This is a genomic window from Clostridium sp. HBUAS56010 (assembly GCF_007115105.1).
Lineage (GTDB): Bacteria > Bacillota > Clostridia > Lachnospirales > Lachnospiraceae > Lacrimispora.
In genome coordinates this window covers 69,729-89,698 of sequence record NZ_SULJ01000007.1, presented here as the reverse complement: position 1 = coordinate 89,698, position 19,970 = coordinate 69,729, and the positions used below count along the sequence as shown (strand labels likewise).

Annotated in this window: 16 protein-coding genes and 1 pseudogene; 2 read left to right on the top strand and 15 right to left on the bottom strand. The window is 43.7% G+C overall.

Annotated features, from left to right (window positions below; translation table 11 throughout):
• Nucleotides 1-5: 5 nt before the first annotated feature.
• Together cysT and FAY33_RS12295 are read right to left on the bottom strand one after the other, a co-directional pair.
• Nucleotides 6-842, bottom strand: coding sequence for a sulfate ABC transporter permease subunit CysT (gene cysT / locus FAY33_RS12300; protein WP_143321521.1), 837 nt, complete (start codon nucleotides 840-842; stop codon nucleotides 6-8).
• Complete coding sequence (locus FAY33_RS12295) at nucleotides 823-1,854, bottom strand: sulfate ABC transporter substrate-binding protein (RefSeq protein WP_143321633.1); 1,032 nt, start codon at nucleotides 1,852-1,854, stop codon at nucleotides 823-825. The genes cysT and FAY33_RS12295 overlap by 20 nt, the downstream gene beginning before the upstream one ends.
• A gap of 228 nt (nucleotides 1,855-2,082) precedes the next feature.
• Between FAY33_RS12295 and FAY33_RS12290 the strand changes: the two genes are divergently transcribed.
• On the top strand, nucleotides 2,083-2,715 hold the full coding sequence (locus FAY33_RS12290; protein WP_143321520.1) for a superoxide dismutase: 633 nt from the start codon (nucleotides 2,083-2,085) through the stop codon (nucleotides 2,713-2,715).
• Nucleotides 2,716-2,836: 121 nt separating this feature from the next.
• Here the strand turns inward: FAY33_RS12290 and FAY33_RS19500 are convergent, their stop codons facing one another.
• From FAY33_RS19500 to FAY33_RS12225, 13 genes are read right to left on the bottom strand one after another with little or no spacing between them, the layout of a single operon-like run.
• Entirely contained in the window at nucleotides 2,837-3,367 is a 531-nt protein-coding gene (locus FAY33_RS19500; protein ID WP_243126723.1) for an ankyrin repeat domain-containing protein, read from the bottom strand.
• Nucleotides 3,368-3,395: 28 nt separating this feature from the next.
• Nucleotides 3,396-4,652, bottom strand: coding sequence for a 4Fe-4S binding protein (locus FAY33_RS12280; RefSeq protein ID WP_143321518.1), 1,257 nt, complete (start codon nucleotides 4,650-4,652; stop codon nucleotides 3,396-3,398).
• A 4-nt stretch (nucleotides 4,653-4,656) separates the two neighbouring features.
• Nucleotides 4,657-5,436 (bottom strand): sugar phosphate isomerase/epimerase, encoded by a 780-nt coding sequence (locus tag FAY33_RS12275; RefSeq protein ID WP_185967607.1) that lies wholly within the window; start codon nucleotides 5,434-5,436, stop codon nucleotides 4,657-4,659.
• 10 nt (nucleotides 5,437-5,446) lie between these two features.
• Nucleotides 5,447-6,445: a 3-dehydro-L-gulonate 2-dehydrogenase gene (yiaK, locus tag FAY33_RS12270; RefSeq protein ID WP_143321516.1), complete on the bottom strand. Its 999-nt coding sequence runs from the start codon at nucleotides 6,443-6,445 to the stop codon at nucleotides 5,447-5,449.
• A 19-nt stretch (nucleotides 6,446-6,464) separates the two neighbouring features.
• Entirely contained in the window at nucleotides 6,465-7,361 is an 897-nt protein-coding gene (locus FAY33_RS12265) for a carbohydrate ABC transporter permease (protein WP_143321515.1), read from the bottom strand.
• A gap of 10 nt (nucleotides 7,362-7,371) precedes the next feature.
• Nucleotides 7,372-8,301, bottom strand: coding sequence for an ABC transporter permease subunit (locus FAY33_RS12260; protein ID WP_143321514.1), 930 nt, complete (start codon nucleotides 8,299-8,301; stop codon nucleotides 7,372-7,374).
• A gap of 16 nt (nucleotides 8,302-8,317) precedes the next feature.
• The gene (locus tag FAY33_RS12255) at nucleotides 8,318-9,334 is read right to left on the bottom strand and encodes a Gfo/Idh/MocA family oxidoreductase (protein ID WP_143321513.1); all 1,017 of its coding nucleotides are present in this window, start codon (nucleotides 9,332-9,334) and stop codon (nucleotides 8,318-8,320) included.
• Nucleotides 9,331-11,682 carry a helix-turn-helix transcriptional regulator gene (locus FAY33_RS12250; protein ID WP_143321512.1) on the bottom strand — a complete coding sequence of 784 codons (2,352 nt, stop codon included), beginning with the start codon at nucleotides 11,680-11,682 and terminating at the stop codon, nucleotides 9,331-9,333. The genes FAY33_RS12255 and FAY33_RS12250 overlap by 4 nt, the downstream gene beginning before the upstream one ends.
• 36 nt (nucleotides 11,683-11,718) lie before the next feature.
• Complete coding sequence (locus FAY33_RS12245; protein ID WP_143321511.1) at nucleotides 11,719-12,840, bottom strand: Gfo/Idh/MocA family oxidoreductase; 1,122 nt, start codon at nucleotides 12,838-12,840, stop codon at nucleotides 11,719-11,721.
• Nucleotides 12,828-13,607: a sugar phosphate isomerase/epimerase family protein gene (locus tag FAY33_RS12240; protein WP_143321510.1), complete on the bottom strand. Its 780-nt coding sequence runs from the start codon at nucleotides 13,605-13,607 to the stop codon at nucleotides 12,828-12,830. The genes FAY33_RS12245 and FAY33_RS12240 overlap by 13 nt, the downstream gene beginning before the upstream one ends.
• Before the next feature lie 14 nt (nucleotides 13,608-13,621).
• On the bottom strand, nucleotides 13,622-15,640 hold the full coding sequence (locus FAY33_RS12235; protein WP_143321509.1) for an alginate lyase family protein: 2,019 nt from the start codon (nucleotides 15,638-15,640) through the stop codon (nucleotides 13,622-13,624).
• Between the two features lie 21 nt (nucleotides 15,641-15,661).
• Nucleotides 15,662-17,314, bottom strand: a complete 1,653-nt coding sequence (locus tag FAY33_RS12230; RefSeq protein WP_143321508.1) for an extracellular solute-binding protein — start codon at nucleotides 17,312-17,314, stop codon at nucleotides 15,662-15,664.
• Between the two features lie 36 nt (nucleotides 17,315-17,350).
• Nucleotides 17,351-18,529 carry a Gfo/Idh/MocA family oxidoreductase gene (locus FAY33_RS12225; RefSeq protein ID WP_143321507.1) on the bottom strand — a complete coding sequence of 393 codons (1,179 nt, stop codon included), beginning with the start codon at nucleotides 18,527-18,529 and terminating at the stop codon, nucleotides 17,351-17,353.
• A 597-nt stretch (nucleotides 18,530-19,126) separates the two neighbouring features.
• Here FAY33_RS12225 and FAY33_RS20090 point away from each other — a divergent pair.
• Nucleotides 19,127-19,970, top strand: a pseudogene (locus FAY33_RS20090) (hypothetical protein); the annotation flags it as partial.

Sequence of the window (19,970 nt, the reverse complement as noted above, 5' to 3'; positions counted from 1 at the left end):
TCCTCCTAAACACAAGCCGTACGACGTGACTGTGCGATCTGGATCATATTAATCAAAAGTAAGATTACAAAGGAGATAATCAGCATAACCAATGCAATGGCTGTGGCACTGGCATAATCCACATAGTTCAGTTTCTGCATGATGACATAAGAAATCACCTGAGTCTTTTCCTTTGCACTGTTGCCGGATATATAGATGACACTTCCATATTCCCCGATTCCTCTGGCAAATGCCAGCCCAAATCCAGTCAGCAGTGCAGGTCTTAGTTCCGGCAGAATCACTTTAAAAAAGGTCTTTGTCTTACTTGCTCCAAGTATGTATGCAGCCTCTTCGTACTGGGCATCCAGCTTTTCCAAAACCGGCTGAATAGCTCTGACTACAAAGGGAATCCCAATAAAAATAAGGGCAATGACAAGACCGGTCTTTGTGTAGGAAACTTTAATGCCAAGGGCTGCCAGAGGCTTTCCTATTAAGCCTGTATCGGAATATAGTTTTGACAAAGTAATTCCTGCAACTGCTGTGGGAAGTGCGAAAGGCAGTTCAATCAGCCCGTCAAGAATCCGTTTGCCAGGAAATTCATACCGCACCAGCACCCATGCAAGAATTACACCAAACAGACAGTTAACACCGGCGGCAATCAAAGCACTTACCACACTGGTCTGAAAGGCATTTAACACGTTATCCCTGGTGATCAACTGGAAAAATTCCTGTGGTGACAGTTTCAGGGAGAAAAGCAGAACCGATAACAGGGGCAATAGAATAAGAAGGGAAAGCATCAGCATGGAGATTCCCATGGTCATCCCAAACCCTGGAATTACCCTCTTAGTTCTCATAGATTTCATCGAATATTCCTCCGTCAACAAAGAATCTTTCGTATACGGCATCCCAACCGCCAAAATCATCAATAGTACATAATTTCATATTCAAATCAAATTTATCAGAAAATTCCTTCAATATCCCCTGATCCGATGGTCTGTAACCATATTCCCCAATGAGATGCTGTGCCTCTGGGGTATATAAATGTTCCAGATATTCTTTGGACACTTCTCTTGTATGATTTTTATCCGCATTCTCATCCACAATGGCTACGCTTGGCTGTGCTAAAATACTGACACTGGGTGATACAATCTCGTATTGGTCAGGATATTCGCTGACTGCCATAATCGCTTCATTCTCCCAGGCAATCAGCACATCCCCCTGCCCATTCTCCACAAAAGTGGTGGTTGCTCCCCGTGCTCCTGAATCCATAACTGTTACATTGGAATAAAGTCTGGATAGGAAATCTTTCATCCTGGTTTCATCCCCGGAAAATTTCTCATCCGCATAATTCCATGCCGCAAGAAAATTCCAGCATGCTCCCCCGCTGCTTTTTGGATCCGGATTAATAATCTTAACCCCATCTGTAACCAGATCGTCCCAATCTTTGATTCCCTTTTCATTCCCCTTTCTAACCAGAAAAACAATGGTAGAAGTATAGGGCGAAGAATTCTCCTTAAACGCATTGATCCAGTCGGGTTTCATGAGACCTGCTTTTTGGATCAGGGTAATGTCATGGGCAAGTGCCAGAGTTACCACATCTGCACCGGCACCTTCAATCACAGATCTTGCCTGACCTCCTGAACCACCATGGGACTGGATCACATCCACCTGCTTTCCATACGTTTCGGAATAATAAGCCTCAAACAACTTATTATAGGCAAGATAAAACTCTCTGGTGGGATCATACGAAACATTGGTAATGGTAACAGACTGGGACTGAGACTGGTCTTTTCCCGTCTCTCTGGCACATGCTCCTAAAGAAAGTGCAAGAACTGGTAACAGAAACACCGTAGCTAGCTTTTTTAATCTCCTCATCATTGACCTCCTGTTTGCCTTTTCATACATCATGTAAATCCGGATAAAATATGTTTTCTCCATTTATATTTCCAATATTTAACATATATACATATTGATTATATATGTTAAACAGGTTTAATTCAAGTGAGAAATTATTTTTTTCCTAAGGGAAAATAAAATTATTTTTTTCAACACATACTTCTCTTCTCAGAATATGATATAGCAAAAATAAAAAGGAATTGCTCCATGAATGAACATTATCCTTTTGTAAATCCTCCTCTCCCCTATGACTATGACGGACTGGAACCTTATATTGATACAAAGACCATGTACATCCATCATGACCGTCTTTTGCAGGCTTATGTCAATAACCTAAACGGTATCTTAAAAGATTACTGTGAACTCCAGGACTGGTCTTTGCAAAAGCTGATCTGCTATGCGGACTGTCTGCCCAAAAATATCTGCCAACCCATTAAAAATAATGCAGGAGGGGTCTATAACCATATCTTTTACTTCAATGGAATGTCTGATCTGGATTCACGATGCAACGCTGGTATGCTCTACCCTGCAATTCTCGATACGTTCCATTCCATGGACCAGTTCTTTGAGGAATTTAAAGAAAAGGCACTGTCTGTATTTGGATCTGGCTACGCCTGGCTGGTACTGGATGAGAATTTTAAACTGATGTTTGTGACTTCCGCCAATCAGGATACACCCATCAGCAAAAATCTTTCCCCCATCCTTGCCATTGATGTGTGGGAGCACGCTTACTTTTTAAAACATTATAACCAGCGTGCTGCCTATATTGAAGACTGGTTTCAGGTGATTGACTGGTACCGGGCCAGCCAGCTTTACCAGTCCTGTATTTCCGGCTGCTAGAGCGCAGCTTGATGTCCCGGACAAAAAGAAAGCAGGCCGGAATTTCTTCCAGTCTGCTTTCTTTTTATCAGGTCATATCTGAAAACTGCTTATTTTAATTTTCACGTCCCGCTTTTATCTTTTACATGAAAGGAATCAAAGACTGCTTGTGATTCTCCAATGGAATACAGGGAAAATAGCAGAAGGAAGAATGCACCATATAGTAATCTTCTCCCACCCGCAGAATAGAAGGATCCGAAGAGAACCCCTTTATAACCGGATTATGGTATGTATCTTCATATGCAGCACCGGTTATACGGGAAAAATAATCCTCAATGGCAGTCTGGGCTGTCTCATGAGCCAGATCATAGGGAGTCCTGCTCTTTAAATCCCCTTCCAAAGGAGAAAGCCCCACCCGTTCCACCAGATACGCAACCACCTCCAGATTTCCGGAGAGAACACCGGAAAAAAGAGGGGAGCGTCCGGATTCATCTCTTTCTCCCATATTGACTGCTGAATATTCCACAAGATATTTTAATACGGCAAGATCTCCTTCTCTGGCTGCCAAAAAAACGGCTTCCTTTCCCTCCCGCTTAATTGCCTGCGGGTCTTCATAGATTACGGTTCTTACCTGTTCCTGATTCTTTGATTTTACCGCTTCAACCAGTGTCACCTGATCCCCTCCCCATTTTCCTGCAAAACTAATTATAGCTTTCGCTTCCTCTTTTGATGTTATTTTCCTCAAATACAGAGGCAAGTATTTCTTCCTTTTCCACATGTAAGGCACCAGTTGGACAAACCTGGAAGCAGTAACCGCATCCAATACACTGATCGGTCTTCATTGCCGGTCCTTCCTCCATCTTAATGCCTTCATGCCAGCACACATCCACACACCGTCCGCACCGGATGCATTGATCCGAAACCTGTGCCTCCTGGTATGCTCTGCCAAGCCGTTCCTGTCTCTCTTCCAAAACCCCTTTTGGCATGGAAAACAGCTTTAAGGCATCACCGCATAGATCATTCATATTTTTATAGCCATTCTGATCCATGAAATGATTCAGATCTTTGATGGCTTTCTTTCCTGCAGAAACGCCGCCGGAGCATGCCAGTGCCCCAAGCTGTACCGCCTGGCTTCCAGCCATGAGAATCCTCGCTGCCTGCTGATAATTGAAGACACCGCCTCCGCCGTACATAGGAATCTTTAATCCATTGGTTCTGGCTTCTGCAATGGCATAGCAGACAAGAGGAGTTGCCTGGGTTCCCCCATAACCGGACCCGGGTCTTGCCTGGGTGGTTCTCCAGTCCAGATCAAAGTAAAAACCTTTCCATCTTGCTGTTGGACCTGCAGCCGATGCGCCGGCTGCCTCTGCAACCCGGATGGAAGTAAGTACATCACAGGATTCCATGGCAAGCTTTGCCATAATGGGAAGATCGGGGATTTCTTTTTTTATGATAGAAATGCTGTGACGAAGAAGCTGATGGTAATCAAAGATCCGGTCCTTTGCAACCGCAACTCCAGGTGTATTAAAATGAAGCTCCACCGCATCCGCTCCTGCCCGTTTCAATTCTTTTGCCTGCTCCACCCAGCTCTTTTCCCAGTTTCCGCCTTTGACAATATCACTGTAATGACCTACCGATACCCACAGACGGATATCCTGATCCATGGACCGCTTAATGGTTTCCACTTCCTCACAGTACTGTTCCAGAGTGGATATCCGGTCCTTAATCTGTCTGCCTACTCCGTGACTGTGCATACACATCTCTCCGGAATACATGGCACGGCTGTCCGGTCCTATGTAACTGCCGCCTCCTGCTCCGTGGCCAAAATTACGGAGCACAATAGCTCCGGGCCGCATGGCGGAAGTTTTCAGTACATTTCTTGCTCCCTGGGTAGCAGGACTGGAAGCTACTACAAATGGATTGATCATATCAAACTCTTTTACATATAAATCTGCCATTGTCTTATTCCTTTCTCTTTTCCCTCTCTTGATTGTTTAACATGTCATGAAGAACCTTTGCATCTTCTAAAAATTGCTCTTTTTTCCCATCCTTTACAAATTCCAGCAGTCCATACCGGCATACGGTCTGATCCACATGGTCAAAATACTGCTGCCACAGGGCTTTTCCTTCTTCCAGCGGAAATTTTTTTCCATCTGCCCAGTAATAGATATGAAGGTTTAAAAGCCTGCTTCCCAACAGATCAATTCCACGGACCCTTTCTTCCATAGATAAAGCGGCGGTGGGCTGCCACAGACAGTACAGATTGTCATGATCCGCTTTCTTTAACAGCTCCATGGCAGAATCATTGGTGTCTGTAAGCGTGTCTTTATGCCATTCAAATGCCGTTTTTATCCCATGGGAAGCCGCAATTTCAGCCACTGCCTTCGCTTCTTTGCAGAGATTGGAAAATTCTTCTTTTCCCACCTGTGCCGAAGGCTTTGTTCCAGCCCATATCCGGATAATTGGTGCTCCAAGGGCAGCCGCTGCCTTTACAGACTTTAAAAATGCTTCTTCCGGTTCCTTTTCATTTCCCAGACGAAAGTAGGAGCCGTATGCCGCAACCATCAGTCCTTCTTTTCTGGTTTGTTCTCCCAGTTTCCTGGCTCCTTCTAAATCTTCGGGAAATACATGGGCATGTTCCGACCACTCTATTCCCTTTAAATCCGCCAGCCGGCACAGACGCAGAACCTCATCTGCGGACTGATCCCGAAACGTGGCTGATACCATACCCGGTATAATCATAATCTTCCTCCTACATCTCCAATACCTTCTGCCAGATTCCTTCATCAACCGGAATCCCCAGTTCCATATTTTCATTTCTCACATTCTTCATATTTTCACCTGGATAATAAACCGGGCGTGATTCTGATATGGGAGCTGATTGTTTCATATCTTCCAAAGTGGCATGAATCTCACGAACTAAGGTTTCCTGATCAGGAAGTGCATCCAGACTGACCGCTAAAAACACCTGGGAAAGGTTTGTTTCACAGGGAAGGGTTCCTACCATCCGTGACGTACTTCCTCCTGCCAAAACAGACGCAATTAAATCCAGGGCAAGGGAAAGACCGGAACCTTTCCAGTAGCCAATTGGCAGACACTGCCGGGTTTCAAGAATTTTTGCCGCATCCTTTGTAAGATTCTGATCCATGTCGTAACCGCCCTCAACAGGAAGGTCTTTTCCCGATCTTTTATAAGATTCCAGTTTCCCATAAGAGAACATGGACATCGCCACATCCACCAGTACAGGAGTCTCCCCGTTTGGAATGGCAAGTACCACCGGGTTGTTGCCAAGCTTTGCTTCTTTTCCTCCCCAGGGAGGCATATTGGGAATGGTATTGGTCCATAAAATTCCGATGCAGTTTTCCTCTACAGCCATTAAACCGTAATTGCCGGGGCGCATCCAGTGGTTGGTGTTGGAAAGCGCCACACAGCCAATGGTCTGTCTTTTGGCAAGTTCAATGGCACGCTTCATGCAGAAATGGGCATTTAAGTTGCCTGGTCCCTTTTTTCCGTCATATCGTTCCAGCACTCCAAGAGAATCCTTTAATACAGGTACTCCATGAATATCCACACAGCCCGTATCCAGGCTGGCAATAAATTTTACAAACCGGTTCAATCCATGAGTATATACCCCATCCCTGCTGGCATCTGCAAACAGCTTTGCAGACAGATCCGCCCGTTCCTTTAAAAAACCTTTTTTTACAAGTACCCGATAAAACTCCTGATACATGGTTTCATATAATACTCTCATATTTTTCACCGCAGACCGGCTATCCTTTTACAGCACCGATCATAACTCCTTTCACGAAATATTTCTGAATATAGGGATAAAATGCAAGAATCGGTAACGTTGCTACAACAATGGTGGCAAACTGAATGGTTTCACTGATCAGATAATCTTCTCCGCCCCCTGCTGTCATGGCTGTGGTATCATTCTGAATCAGAATCTCACGGAGAATAAGCTGTAAAGGATATCTCTCCCTGTCTCTGATAAACAACATGGAATCAAACCATGCATTCCAGTGGGTCACCGCATAATAAAGACAGATAACCGCAACCGTAGGTTTTACTAAGGGAAACATGATTCTCCACAAAATCGTCCAGTGATTGGCTCCGTCAAGCTTTGCAGACTCCTCCATACTCTCCGGAACTGATGCCATTGCGGTTCTCATAATAATCAGGTTATAAGTGCTTACCAGGGACGGAATAATCAGCGCCCAGATACTGTTATTTAAGCCCACCCCTTTTACCACCAGATAAAAAGGAATCATTCCGCCGCTGAAATACATGCTGAACACCAGTGCCATCATAATGGTATTATTCCAAAGTACATTTTTTCTGGAAAGAACATATGCCGCTATGATGGTTGTCAAGAGATTAAATGAGGTTCCCACCACCACCACGAAAATCGTATTCATATATCCGGTGAGAATATTTTTATTCTTGACTACTGCCTGATAGGCATCCAGACAAAAATCCACCGGATAGAGAAGCAGTCCCTGATGTCTCACATAAGAGGAGGGATTGCTAAAAGAAGCTGCCACCACATGAATCAGAGGAATTAAGACCATCACCATCAGCCCAAACATCAATAATACATTAAATATATCAAAAAACTTTTCGCCCCGGCTTCCCCGGACTTTTCTACCCTCTCTATATCGCTTCATACTGCCCTCCTTACCATAGTCCGTTTCCATTGACTTTTTTACTTACCCGGTTGGTAATTGTCACCAGCAGGAAGCTGACTACGCAGTTAAACAGTCCCACCGCTGCACTATAACTGTACTGGGCATCAATTAAGCCTTTTCTGTACACATATGTATTGATTACGTCTGCCTTCTCATAAATCATCGGGTTATACAAAAGCATGATTTTTTCATATCCCACGTTAAAGATTTTTCCCATTTTCAAAATCAGCATAATGGTAATGGTCGGCAACAGACATGGAATGGTGATATAAATAATCTGTTTAAAGCGTCCGGCTCCATCCACTCTTGCCGCATCATAGAGTTCCTGGTCAATACCGGATAGAGCAGACAGATAGATAATGGAATTCCAGCCCACACTCTGCCACAGTTCTGTTGTAATATAAACCGGAAGGAAATTATTCACATTGTTAAGCATTGCCTCCTGCTTTATTCCAAAGAGCCTGCTTAAAATCATGGTAATTCCGCCGCTTGAACTTGTAAGCTTTAATACCATACCGCAGATTACTACGGTGGAAATGAAATGGGGAATGTAGGTTACGGTCTGAACCACTTTGGAATACTGTTTATTCTTTAACTCGTTAATAAGCAACGCTAGAATAACTGGTATGGGAAATGTCATTAAATCAAATAGACTGATCCTTATGGTATTAATCAAAAGCCTGCCAAAATAATAATCTGAGAAAAATGCCTTAAAATGCTTAAGCCCTATGAATTTACTTGCTAAAAATCCTCTTGCCGGTTTGTAATCCATAAAAGCAATGGATAATCCAAACATGGGACCGAATTTAAATATGAGATAATACAAAATAATCGGCAGGATCATCAGATAAAGCATCCAGTTCCGCTTAAAGTCTTTCTTAACCCGCTCTTTCCATGTAACCCCTTTGCAACGAACCATATATTCTTCCTCTTTTCTATATCTTAATTACTTCTCCGCTTTTTCCTGACCGGTATACTGCATCCAGAAGACTTGTTGTAAAGAGCGCCTCTTCCCCACTGACAGGGAACCTATCTCCCGTTTTAATGCAGTGATAAAAATCCTGTATAAACAATCCGTGACCGCTTCCCCAGTAGTCTTTTCCATGAACCGTACCGGAAGTATAATCCTGTTTTGTAACGATTCCATCCCGGTTTGTCACAACTTCATTGCCCACAAGTTTCAGGCTTCCTCTGTCACAGATGATCTCCAGTTCAACCGGTGCATTGCTTACATAACAATTGCTTGCGTAGAACAGAAAACGTTCCCCCTGTTCTCCTGTCATAAACACATCTACCGTATCTTCCACTTCTATAGTCTGTTTCAGACGTTTTGTGGAAAGACTTGCCTCTACCGTACGGATATTTCCGGTGAGCCAGCAAAGAAGATCAAAGGTATGGATCGCCTGATTGATTAAAACTCCACCGCCCTCCTTTTCCCAACTGCCCCGCCATGGGGAATTCTCATAATACTCTGGTCTCCGGTTCCATGTAACCTGTGCCCTTGCCCCCATTAAGCGTCCAAGAACACCGGATTCCATTACCTGTTTCATATAGATAGAAGATTCGTTATATCTGTTCTGAAAACAGATAGCAAGCTGTTTTCCTGCTTCATCTCTTGCCCGGATCATCCGCTTCCCCTCTTCCACCGTAAAAGACATGGGCTTCTCGCACAAAACATGCTTTCCTGCCTCAAATGCTTCCACAGTCATCTGGGGGTGCAGATAATGCGGCGTGCAGATATGTACCACATCAACCCCATCATCAAGAAGCAGCTTTTTGTAATCATCAAAAATGTTTGACACTCCGTATCTCGCCGCCATGGCTTCTGCCTTTGACCGGTCAATGTCACAAAATGCGTAAATTTCTATTCCTTCTAAATTTTGTAATGCTTTTATGTGGTTTTGGGATATCATTCCGCAGCCAATCACAGCGACCCCCACGGGTTTCCTCATGATTTTATATCCTCCCTTTTCTTTTTTTCTTCCATATCCTTAAACTGAGTGGGCGTTACCCCTTCATACTGCTTAAATATTCTTAAAAATGTCCGCTGGCTTCCGTAACCGCATAACACCGCCACCTCTTCCAGCTTTCTGTTTTCCAAAATCAGCTCTCTGGCATGGAACAGCCTGATCCGGTTGATATACTGGGACAGATTTTCCCCCTCTGATTCTTTAAAAATCTTTGAAAGTGCCGCAGGCTGTATCTTGAATCTCCCTGCAATCTCATTGACGCTTAAGGAACTGTCCACATAATTAATCTCAACGTAATCCTTTACTTCCTGGTAAAGAGAACTTTTCCTCGCAGCCCTTTCTTCGCTGATCTGGGCTTTTACCTGGGAGCAGATCTCTGTCACTGCTTCTTTTAATTCTGTTAAAACTGCCTCAATATTTCTTCCTGCACATGCCTTTACCATCTGTTTTTGCAGCGGCAGCAACTGGTCCGGGCTGATAATCTGACTAACCGACCGGATAATGGTGCCCGCAATGCTGCTTGTTAAAAACTGCATGGCTTCCGGTGTCAGACAGTTGTACTGATTTTCCCGAATCAATTCATCCAATGCTTCAAATGCCAGCTTATCATTTCCCACCTGTATGGAATGGAACAACCGGTTTTCCACATCAAGGGGATATTTAAGCATGGTATCTTTTGGAAAAATATTAATGTCCCCATAACTGATAAAATCAGAATAAGCGGAATTTTTCTGATATTCCAACACTCTTTGTGCCTCACCAAATGCCGCAGACACCGATTCGGAACCTTTATGGATCTCACTGACTGCCGCACAATAGCGGATTCCATATCTGGCACCAATGAATTCCCTGGACATGGAAACCGCATTCTTTGCCCGCTCCATGAAATCCGTTTCTTCCTGTGCCGTAACCAGAAACACCATGAATTCCTTTTCCTGTATGGAAGAAACCCCAAGTGACTCAATCCTCATATTCTCTTCTGTAACATTTTGTAATATAAACCAGGTCAGTTCCAAAAGACCTGCCGGTATCTCTTTTGACCACTCTCCCCATTCTCCCTGTTCCATGGTTCCTTCCAGGTGATAGGCTAAAATCAAATAACTTCCTTCTCCCACAGAAAGATGATATTGCTTTAACATCTCATCTGCAGGAATATCAAAACTGTTCTCTGCCATTAAAAGCCGCCGGAACAGTTCATTGCGGATTGCCTGGTACTGTTTATGAATCTTGGTGCTGTTTTCCTTATTCTTAAGTACAAGCTGATTGACGGAATCATTTAAGCAGGCATAGGTATCTTTCCGGGATTGTGCAGCCGCTTCATATACACCAAGAGTATCCGCCATATTCCGAATTGGCTGGTAGTGTTTCCTTATACTGCTGTAAGCCAGGATAATACTTGCCGCCAGATAAAAGAAACCTGCTGCTGCCATCATGTGCTGAAGCTCTGAGATTGTTTTTAAATAATTCTGCTCCGATGAGACAACAACATATTTCCACTCCTCATAACGGGAAGGAATGTAGGAAACCACTGCCCTTTTTCCATTGATATCGGCTAAAAAACTTCCATACCTGCCTTCCATGTCTTTTTCTTTCAGCAAAGTCTCCAGCTCCCCTGGCACTTCCTTTTCTGATATTATTTTTTCATTGGCTTCATCATAAATACACATATAATCATGAGTCCGCCCGCTTTTTTCAAAAGACGACATTACCTTTTTAGTATTCATAATCATCACCGCATTGACAGGATAAGAATGGGTAATCCGGCTGTCAACCGGTCGAACCAATATGGTGAGAAGCGTTCCGTCACTGCATGGAAGTAAAAAAATCTGAGGAACGCGGTATGTTTTTGCAGTAATTTCATTCCAGTAAGCATAATCAAACCCATACCCGCTTAGTACAATCTGGAAAAAATCATAACTGTTATTGTAATAACTGCCGGAAATCATGAAATCCATCTGAGGAAAATAGAGAAACATTGGATTTTCTGTAGTATCCCCCGACGTCAGAATATCCTTTCCAAGATCCCGGACCAGTTCATAAAGTTCATATCTTGATACTTCATCAAACGAAGTACGCTGTCTGAGTTTTTTTACCCTGGAATTTAAACTTGCCTTACTTCCAAACACGCGCAGCTCTCCCACCGCTTTATCCAGATTCATCTGCATGCTTTCAATTAAAATGGAATTGGAATACTCCACTTCTGTACGGAGAGCACTGGAATACTTTTTTGTACAAAAAGCAAATGTAGCAATGGCGATCGCTGATATGAGTACATAAGACAGCCCCCACTTTAGTAACACATCTGACAGCGTTTTCTTCGTTTTCTTCATGACCCAGACTCCTCTTATTCGGTTTTTTAACCGGGATTACAAAGAGATTTCGTTCTTACACCGTTCCTTTAATTTTTCAAGGAACAGGTCTCCATCTACAGGCAGGTCTACCCATGCCCCTCCCAGCCATGAGGATAAATGAATTGCATTGGATATGGAAAGTCCAAGAATGCCCTCCTCTCCTGGTGCGATCCGCCTTTCCCCTTTGCGGATTGCATTACAGAAATTCGTCAAAATCCCTGGGTGAGACGTGTATTTCCCTTTGATCGGAATCTCACATTCCCACACTTCCGGTTTTCCAAGTCCCCCCTGATAACCGGCATTAAATTCCGGTTCCGCAACTCTCAGGCGGGAGAAAATCATCTTATCCCCTTCTAATACTATTTTACCTTGTTCCCCGTCAACTTCCAAGCGATTTGTCCCAGGTGCATCTCCAACCGTGGTAATATAACAGCCCGTTGCACCATTTTCATATTCTGTCAGTACTGTTACATCATCTTCTACCTCAATGTTACGGTGTTTCCCGTAATATACATTGGCTTTTACCCGTTTTGGCATGCCGCACATCCACTGCCACAGATCCAGGTTGTGGGGATTCTGATTGAGCAGAACACCACCTCCTTCGCCATCCCAGGTAGCTCTCCAGCCTCCCTGGTCATAATAGCTTTGGGAACGGTACCAGTCCGTAATAATCCAGATGACCCGTTTGATCTTGCCCAGTTCTCCGCTTTCAATCAATTCCTTTAACTTCTGATACATGGGGTTGGTTCTCTGATTAAAATCCACACAATAGACCAGCTCCGGATGAGCTTTCGCCACCTGATCCATGGCTTCTACCTGTCTGGTATAAACACCTGCCGGTTTTTCCACCAGAACATGAAGTCCTGCCTCCATCGCCTTTATTGCCATGGAGGGGTGATGGTAATGGGGAGTTGCAATAATCACAGCCTCACAGGTTTTCGACTCCAGGAGTGCTTCCATGGTATCATATACCGGAAAATCTTCTCCAAACATCTCCTTTGCCTTTTTTAACCGCTGAGGGTCAATGTCCGCAACCGCCGCCAGCTCTGCTTCCGGTACCTGCCCCTTTCTAATGCTTCCCCCATGCTGGCTTCCCATCTTACCAAACCCAATAATTCCGATTTTTACTTTCTCCATGCTTCTGCCTCCAGCTCCTTTAAAAGTTTCAGTGCCGCCGCACCATCCTCTTTTAAGTCTTCCGTCTTCCCCTCAATGCTGATTCTTCCATCATATCCCAATGCTTTTAAAGCCTCCATGAATTCGCCGTACTGCTCTCCTTCCTGATTAGTGGGAAATCTCCGCCCATTTCCTGACGCAATGTGAATATGGGAAAGTCCTCCGATAGACTCCATCTGGGCAATGCTGTCATGATTGGCTGCCACATGATAATAATCTGCCAGCAATTCTACATTTTTATGGTTCACATCTGCCTGCAGCATGGCGCCTTCCGCCAGAGTGCAGATTAAGTTGGTCTCTTTTCTGCTTAACGGTTCTATTACCACTTTCACGCCATATTTCTCAGCCACTTCTCCTGTTGTCCGGCACACCTCCACCAGTTCTTTGTAAGCCTGGCGGTAATCATATCCATTGGAACAGGTCCTGCACTTTCCGCTTCCAAAGACAACAACCTCTCCCCCAAGCTCTTTGATTACAGTAAATGCCTTGTGAAGATAATCCAGCAGCTGTCCCCGGTCTGCACATGGTCCGATCAGAGCCATTGTTTTGGGAAATAAAATATTAAATGCCTCACATTTAACCGGAGAGCGGTTCAGTTTATCCACATACATACTTCGTTCCTCCTGGGTTAATTGAAGTACGGCTGTTACAGAAGCTTCCAGATAATCGTATCCCAGTTCCTCTAACACCTCCAGGTTCTCAAGCCCGGTGCAAATTCCATATCTCATAAGTCATTCCACCTTTATTTTATAAGAATTTCTTCTCCTTTAAGGAGCAGTCCGTTTATGCTGCTTCCAGCTATTTTCAGCTCTGCCTGTTCCATGTCTGCCGTAATAACGACCCCAATCTTCTCCGGAGAAATGACGGTAACAGAGCGAAACGGTACCGGTCCTTCTGTATGTATGCTTAACTGCGGAATTGGTTTTTTCCAGGCATATCCATGGGAAATCCAGCCCCCGATGGGGTTTTCACTTCCGCAGAGTATTTGACAGGCAGCAGAGGTGGTGGTGGTATTTCTCACCCCGTAAGTTCTTCCCTTTTGGGATTGATAAAGAAACCAGTCTTCTTTTTCGGAAAGAGAACCAAAAGCAAAGTTAAAATACAGCCGGAGGTCATGTTTTTTCAATCCCAGTCCTGTCACCTGATCGTCAATTACATAAATATCATCTCGCAGATGAATCACTCTTCTTCTGTGATAGATGGGATCTTCCGTATAGACATAGCCATTATGGGATATGTCTATTACCTGGTAATCCTCTGTTTCCTCAAAGCGGTGACAATAGGTTCTCACTCCTCTGACTCTGCTCACTCCGGGAACCGTTCCCATCTCATGGTCATCCACATAAAGGGTATTGTGTGCCTTGGCGGATAAAAAATAATGACGCCAGTCTTTCAGACAGGAACTGTTATAGATATAACGGCCGCTGTCCGTTAAAATATCCTCCCCTTTGATGTGAAGCTCCAGATGGCCCGTGTCATTGTGGGAATGACTGCTTTTTTCTCCCCGTTCCAACTGCACGCCATGAACATGGAAGTAGCTGTCCTCAGCCTCCCACCCCGTACGCATCACATAAATTCCTGCATCCCGGAATGCAAAGTTCCGGTTATTCGGAGGACTGCCTTCCTTTCTTCCTGTTGCAAAATAAAGGAAATCCTGTCTTCCTGTAATCTCATACATTGTACGGAAATAAGCTCTGATTTCATTTAAATCAATGGGGTCAAAGGTCAGATTCATTCCCTCATAAAGAGAGGTATCGCTGGTTCTGGCAAGAAGATCATCCCGGTCCGCATCCCCGATCATAGGGGTTGAAAAATCCGGTTTTACAAGCTTCATTAAAAATTCTGCCGCTTTTTCCAGTGTAGGCAGTCCATATGGAGGAACAGGAATTTTATTTTTTACACACAGGCGCCATGCCTGTAAGTAAGCTCCTGCTGCAACCAGATGATAAATAGGGGTCCGTTCCATATGAATTCCATCGTTATCAAAGGAATATTTCAGTTCGTGCATAACCCGTTTATAACCTGTTGCAAGCCAGTCAGATTTAATTTCAGGAAACATCACTCCGCACTGGAACAGGGCACTGGATTCCATGGTCAGCCAGTTGCTGGACCGGTTGTGGTTGCTGTAACGATCCATCAGATAATCTCCGTGATCACAGATCAGGGAGAGAAACAGCACCCAGTCCTCCCGCTTCCACTCCAGAGAAGTCCGAAAGGCCTCCATGGCAGGAAGCCAGGATGTGTAGATCCGCATGGCTGTTTCAATGGTTCTCCACGCATGACCAGGAAATTGAAACTTCTTCTCAAAGGTGTCATCCTCCATAAAGGGTTTTACCGGCCAGGATTTTGCAAAACTTTTCATCTGATCCAGAAACTCTATGGTATATGCCTCATTTTTTGTCATCGCATACGCCCTGGCAAGAGGCTGCCAGTAAATATGCCGGAATAAAGACCAGCTCCATTCATTATCTCTGGAAGTGTCTTTTGTTGGATTAAAAAACCAGTCAATTTCTCCCTGGAATTCATGACCGTAAATCTTATGTTTCATGACTTCCCCGGCTTCCTTTAACACATCCAGGTCTTCTGATTTTTCCATCTCTTCTGCCTGAAACAAATAATGGGGAGAAGTCCGTTTTCGAAAATGATCCACAACTGCATCCATACAGCCGCAAAAATCTTTATCCTTATACAGCTTTTTTGCTGTCTTTAATTCCGGTATATCAAAATTTATTCGTTCCAGGAGTCTTTGCATTCGTTCCATTGTTGGATTCCTTTCCTTATACTAATTTTTCATATACTTGTCATAAGCTGCCTGTTTCATGGCAACGGCATCCTCGATACCAAAGGTTTTCAACTGTTTTACATAATTGTCCCATTCATCAAGAGAAGCGGTACCGGCAATGAATTTGGATTCCATTTCATCGGAAAAGGTCTTAACATTGCTCATAATATTAGAAAACTTATCGCTGTCTTCGTTGGAAATCGTTGCAGGAGGATAAACGTATTTTCCCATATCTGTTTTCATCCACAAATCAAGGGCTTCTTTTTGATTGTCCTGGGAATAATACTGCTCAATGTATAACTCATCCTGAACCAGAGGACCTGACTGACCGACACGGGTATACAAAGCAAGTGCCCGTTCCATGGTCAGACCTTCCGGATTCTTTGTAATCAGATCTGTATAAAGGGGATATCCATTTTCCATATTAAAAGATTCTCCTTCAATTCCAAAGCAGTTAACCATAGAGCCTTCTGGTCCGTACATCCAGTCTAAAAGCCATGCTGCTGCGTCCACGTTTTTACACTGTGTGGTAATTGTTGCACTGGCACCAGAACCATCAAAGATCTGATTCATCTTGGAAAACTTGGCATTTTTCCCTTTTTCTCCTGTCAGTGGAACCGTAGAAACAATATCCTTTTCCGTAATATTGGGATCTGCTTCGTGCATGACCTGGGTGTAGGTTCCAAGACCCTGACCTCCCGGAGCATAAGTTGCAGCACTTTTTCCTGTGGTGAAATAAGTCTGGCAGGAATTCTTATCCGCAACCAGATAATCCCGGTCAATCAGTCCCTCTTCATACCACTGATTCAGCTTTAAAAGAAATTCTTTTCTGCTGTCCTCTGTCAGACCATTTTTCACAACACCATTTTCTACATAGAAATCACCCCAGTTATCAAATCCAGGACTCCACACATCTCTCATCCATTCCTGTCTTGCCGTAAATGGAACTTCAATCCCTTCTGCCTTAAAAGCACGAAGCACAGTCTCCCACTCTTCAATGGTTTCTGGAATATCAAGTCCCAGTCTATTAAGAATATCCTTTCTCACCACCATTCCGCTGGAGAACTGGGTCTTATTGGGTGTTACCAGTCCCCTAAGGAATGGAAAACAGTAATAATCCCCTTCCTGGGTACGGATCATCTTATCCACATCCGGGTGTTTCTCTAATATCCCTTTTAAGTTTGGTGCTTTTGTTTCCATAATATCATTCAGATTCATAATAACCCCATCGGTAATGGCAGCAGAGGCACCCCCTGAATATTTGACCCATGTATGCTCAATAATATCCGGATACTCCCCGGAAGCCACCAGAACACTGAATTCTTCATCTTCTGATCCAGAAGTAGGGTGAATAAACTTCAATTTTATTCCTGTCTTTTCTTCTACTGTTTTCGCCCATTTTGTTTCCCCTAAATTGGCTACGGAAGCAGACACACTTCCATTTAACTTAACCCAGTAAGTCAGCGTAACTCCCTCATAAGGCTTTTCGGCATTTTTTTTATCATCGCTTCCTTGTTTTGCCCCTCCTGCACTGTCTGACGCTGCAGCCGATGTTCCTCCTGCATCGGTTGTTTTGGAAGAACCGTTACAGCCCGCTAATGCAGTTGCTGCCATAACCATTGCCATGATCCATGCCACATTCCTTTTTTTCATACTTTCTTCTCCTTTTTTTGTTTTCCCTCAATACATTTATTTAATCCAGTCAGCTCCTGCCTCAGAAGGCATTTGCTGATTGAAATAACAAGATTTTAAAACTTCTCCAGCCTGTTTTATACAGCAATAACGATCAGATTCTTCCCCTGACCACTGAATCTGGTCTTCTCTCACCGGAAGAATTGGTAATGTTTTTAAATGTTCCACCGCCTCTAAATGAGGAATTGCACATTGTATGGTGCATACTGGATGAGTATTATTTCTCACACTTTCGATTGCATCATACAGCTTCTTCAACCGATGTTCCTCTTTTGGTTTTTTATAAAGAATGGTTGTTCCATCATCCATCTCTGCAACATATTCGGTTACAGGTCCTTCTCCAAAATCTCTGCCATAATAAACAATTCCATGTTCGAAATGGTATTCACTGACCGGTCCCAAATGCTTCTCTGCCAGACTATGACCGGTATAATAATAGAGGGGAATCCCTTTTTCTGTCCTTGCATGAACCGCTGCCGTATCAAAATTTTCCACTTCCGGATTGGCTCTATAAAGTTCTGCTGATATGTCTGAAAGTTCTGACGCCTGATCTATCTTTCCTCCTAATAAAAACGTCATAACCTGAAATTGATGGGCACAGGCATTATTAAAAGGACTGTCATTGACCGCACAATCATTGACCTGAATCTTTCCTGCCCAGGAATTTCGCCTGTAATAAGCGCTGCCCCGACTCATTGCATGGAGGGCTTTCATAAAAAGAGGTTTTCCAAATTTCCCTTTTAATATATCTCTTTTGAGGGAAAGGACCGGTTCCGAATAATTAAGCTGATACCCCACCCCTACAAAATGTCCTGCCTTCTCTTCCAGTTCCATCAAAGCCCTGGCACCTTTTACGCTGGTACAGACCGGTTTTTCACAAAGCACATGACTGCCCGCTTTCAGACAAAATTCCGTCTGGCTGTAATGAAGGTGAATGGGAGAAGATATAATCGCCAGATCTGCTTTATGATTTTCATAAAATTCCTCTACAGACTGGTATACCGAAATTTTTCTCTCTTCCAATACAGGAAACTGCTTATAAACATCAGGCATTACTTCACATACGCCTTCTATGGATACCTGCGGAATAGAATTTTGTGTTAATTCATGGATGTAATTCACTCCATAACCGCCAATTCCTATTAGCAAAATCTTAACTGTATCACAATCTTTCATTGAACTACGACCTTTACTTTTTCTTCACCGCTGCGATACATTAAACCTATCATGAGACCTGCTTATTGTAAATTGACAGTATCTATTTTAAGTGTCAGAATCTGACTGGCAGGGGAAGATGCAGAAAATGGCATTCATAATAATTATGACACCTGAAAACAGGCATAAAATTCATAAAAAAGAGTTAACCGACCAGTCTTCGAGGTTGATGTAGGATCACTTTTGCGGCATTTTCTTTTAAGTGTCATATTCCTCCTGCACAGAGTACTTTTATCTTACAAGAGTGTTTACCGCCTCTAGTATAATAAAAAAAGTGCAGCAAAACAGCTATCTGTCTGCTATTCTGCCACACCTTCATATTGAAAACCATTTTTCATTTTCCTTCCTATTTTTCTGTACATTTTCCCTTGATCATAATATTCTACAAAATGTTCCACGTTTATTGTGTCAGAATTACATTCTGCGTTGATCATATTTGATGTTTTCCATATAGCCTTGCCTCATTATGTTCTTTCCGCCTTATTTTATAACCACTACCCAAAATTATCATATACTAACGTAGGTGTGATTCTACAAACGCACCATAAAGGAGGTATTATGAGTGACGTAGCTCTTCAAATAGAATTAAATTCTCCCCAACCAGTAGAATCGGGAGAAAACATTCTTTTTGATACGATTGTATATTTAAATGGAAATATTACTTACGATACAGCAAATGGAGAGATTACCTTCCTGGAGGCCGGAAGATATGTCATCAATTGGTGGCTTGCAGTTCAGTCTTCCACTTCCTTAAATGGGGCATCTTTTGCTTTATCTTCTTCTCAGGGAGATTTTTTGCAAGGAAATTCGCCGATAAAAACCAGTCAGGTTAATGGAATAGGAATCGTTGAAGTTTTAACAGCCCCTGTTACTCTCTCATTGGTTAACATCAGCACTTCAACCATATATTTTTCTACACAGGTTCCGTTGATGGGTAGCTTAATCATTATAGGAGATGATATCAACGATGTAGATGGACCGACTGGTCCTACGGGGGATACCGGACCTACAGGACCGACTGGCAATACAGGACCGACTGGCGATACTGGACCCACTGGGGACACTGGTCCGACTGGCGATGTTGGGCCGACTGGCGATACTGGTTCTACCGGCGACATCGGACCGACTGGCGATACTGGACCCACTGGCGATACTGGGCCTACCGGTGACATCGGGCCTACTGGCGATACTGGGCCTACTGGCAATGCTGGGCCTACCGGTGACACTGGGCCTACCGGTGACGTCGGACCTACTGGCGATACTGGGCCTACTGGCAATGCTGGGGTAACTGGTGACACCGGACCTACCGGTGACATTGGACCTACCGGTGACACTGGACCTACCGGTGACATTGGACCTACCGGTGACACTGGACCTACCGGTGACACTGGACCTACCGGTG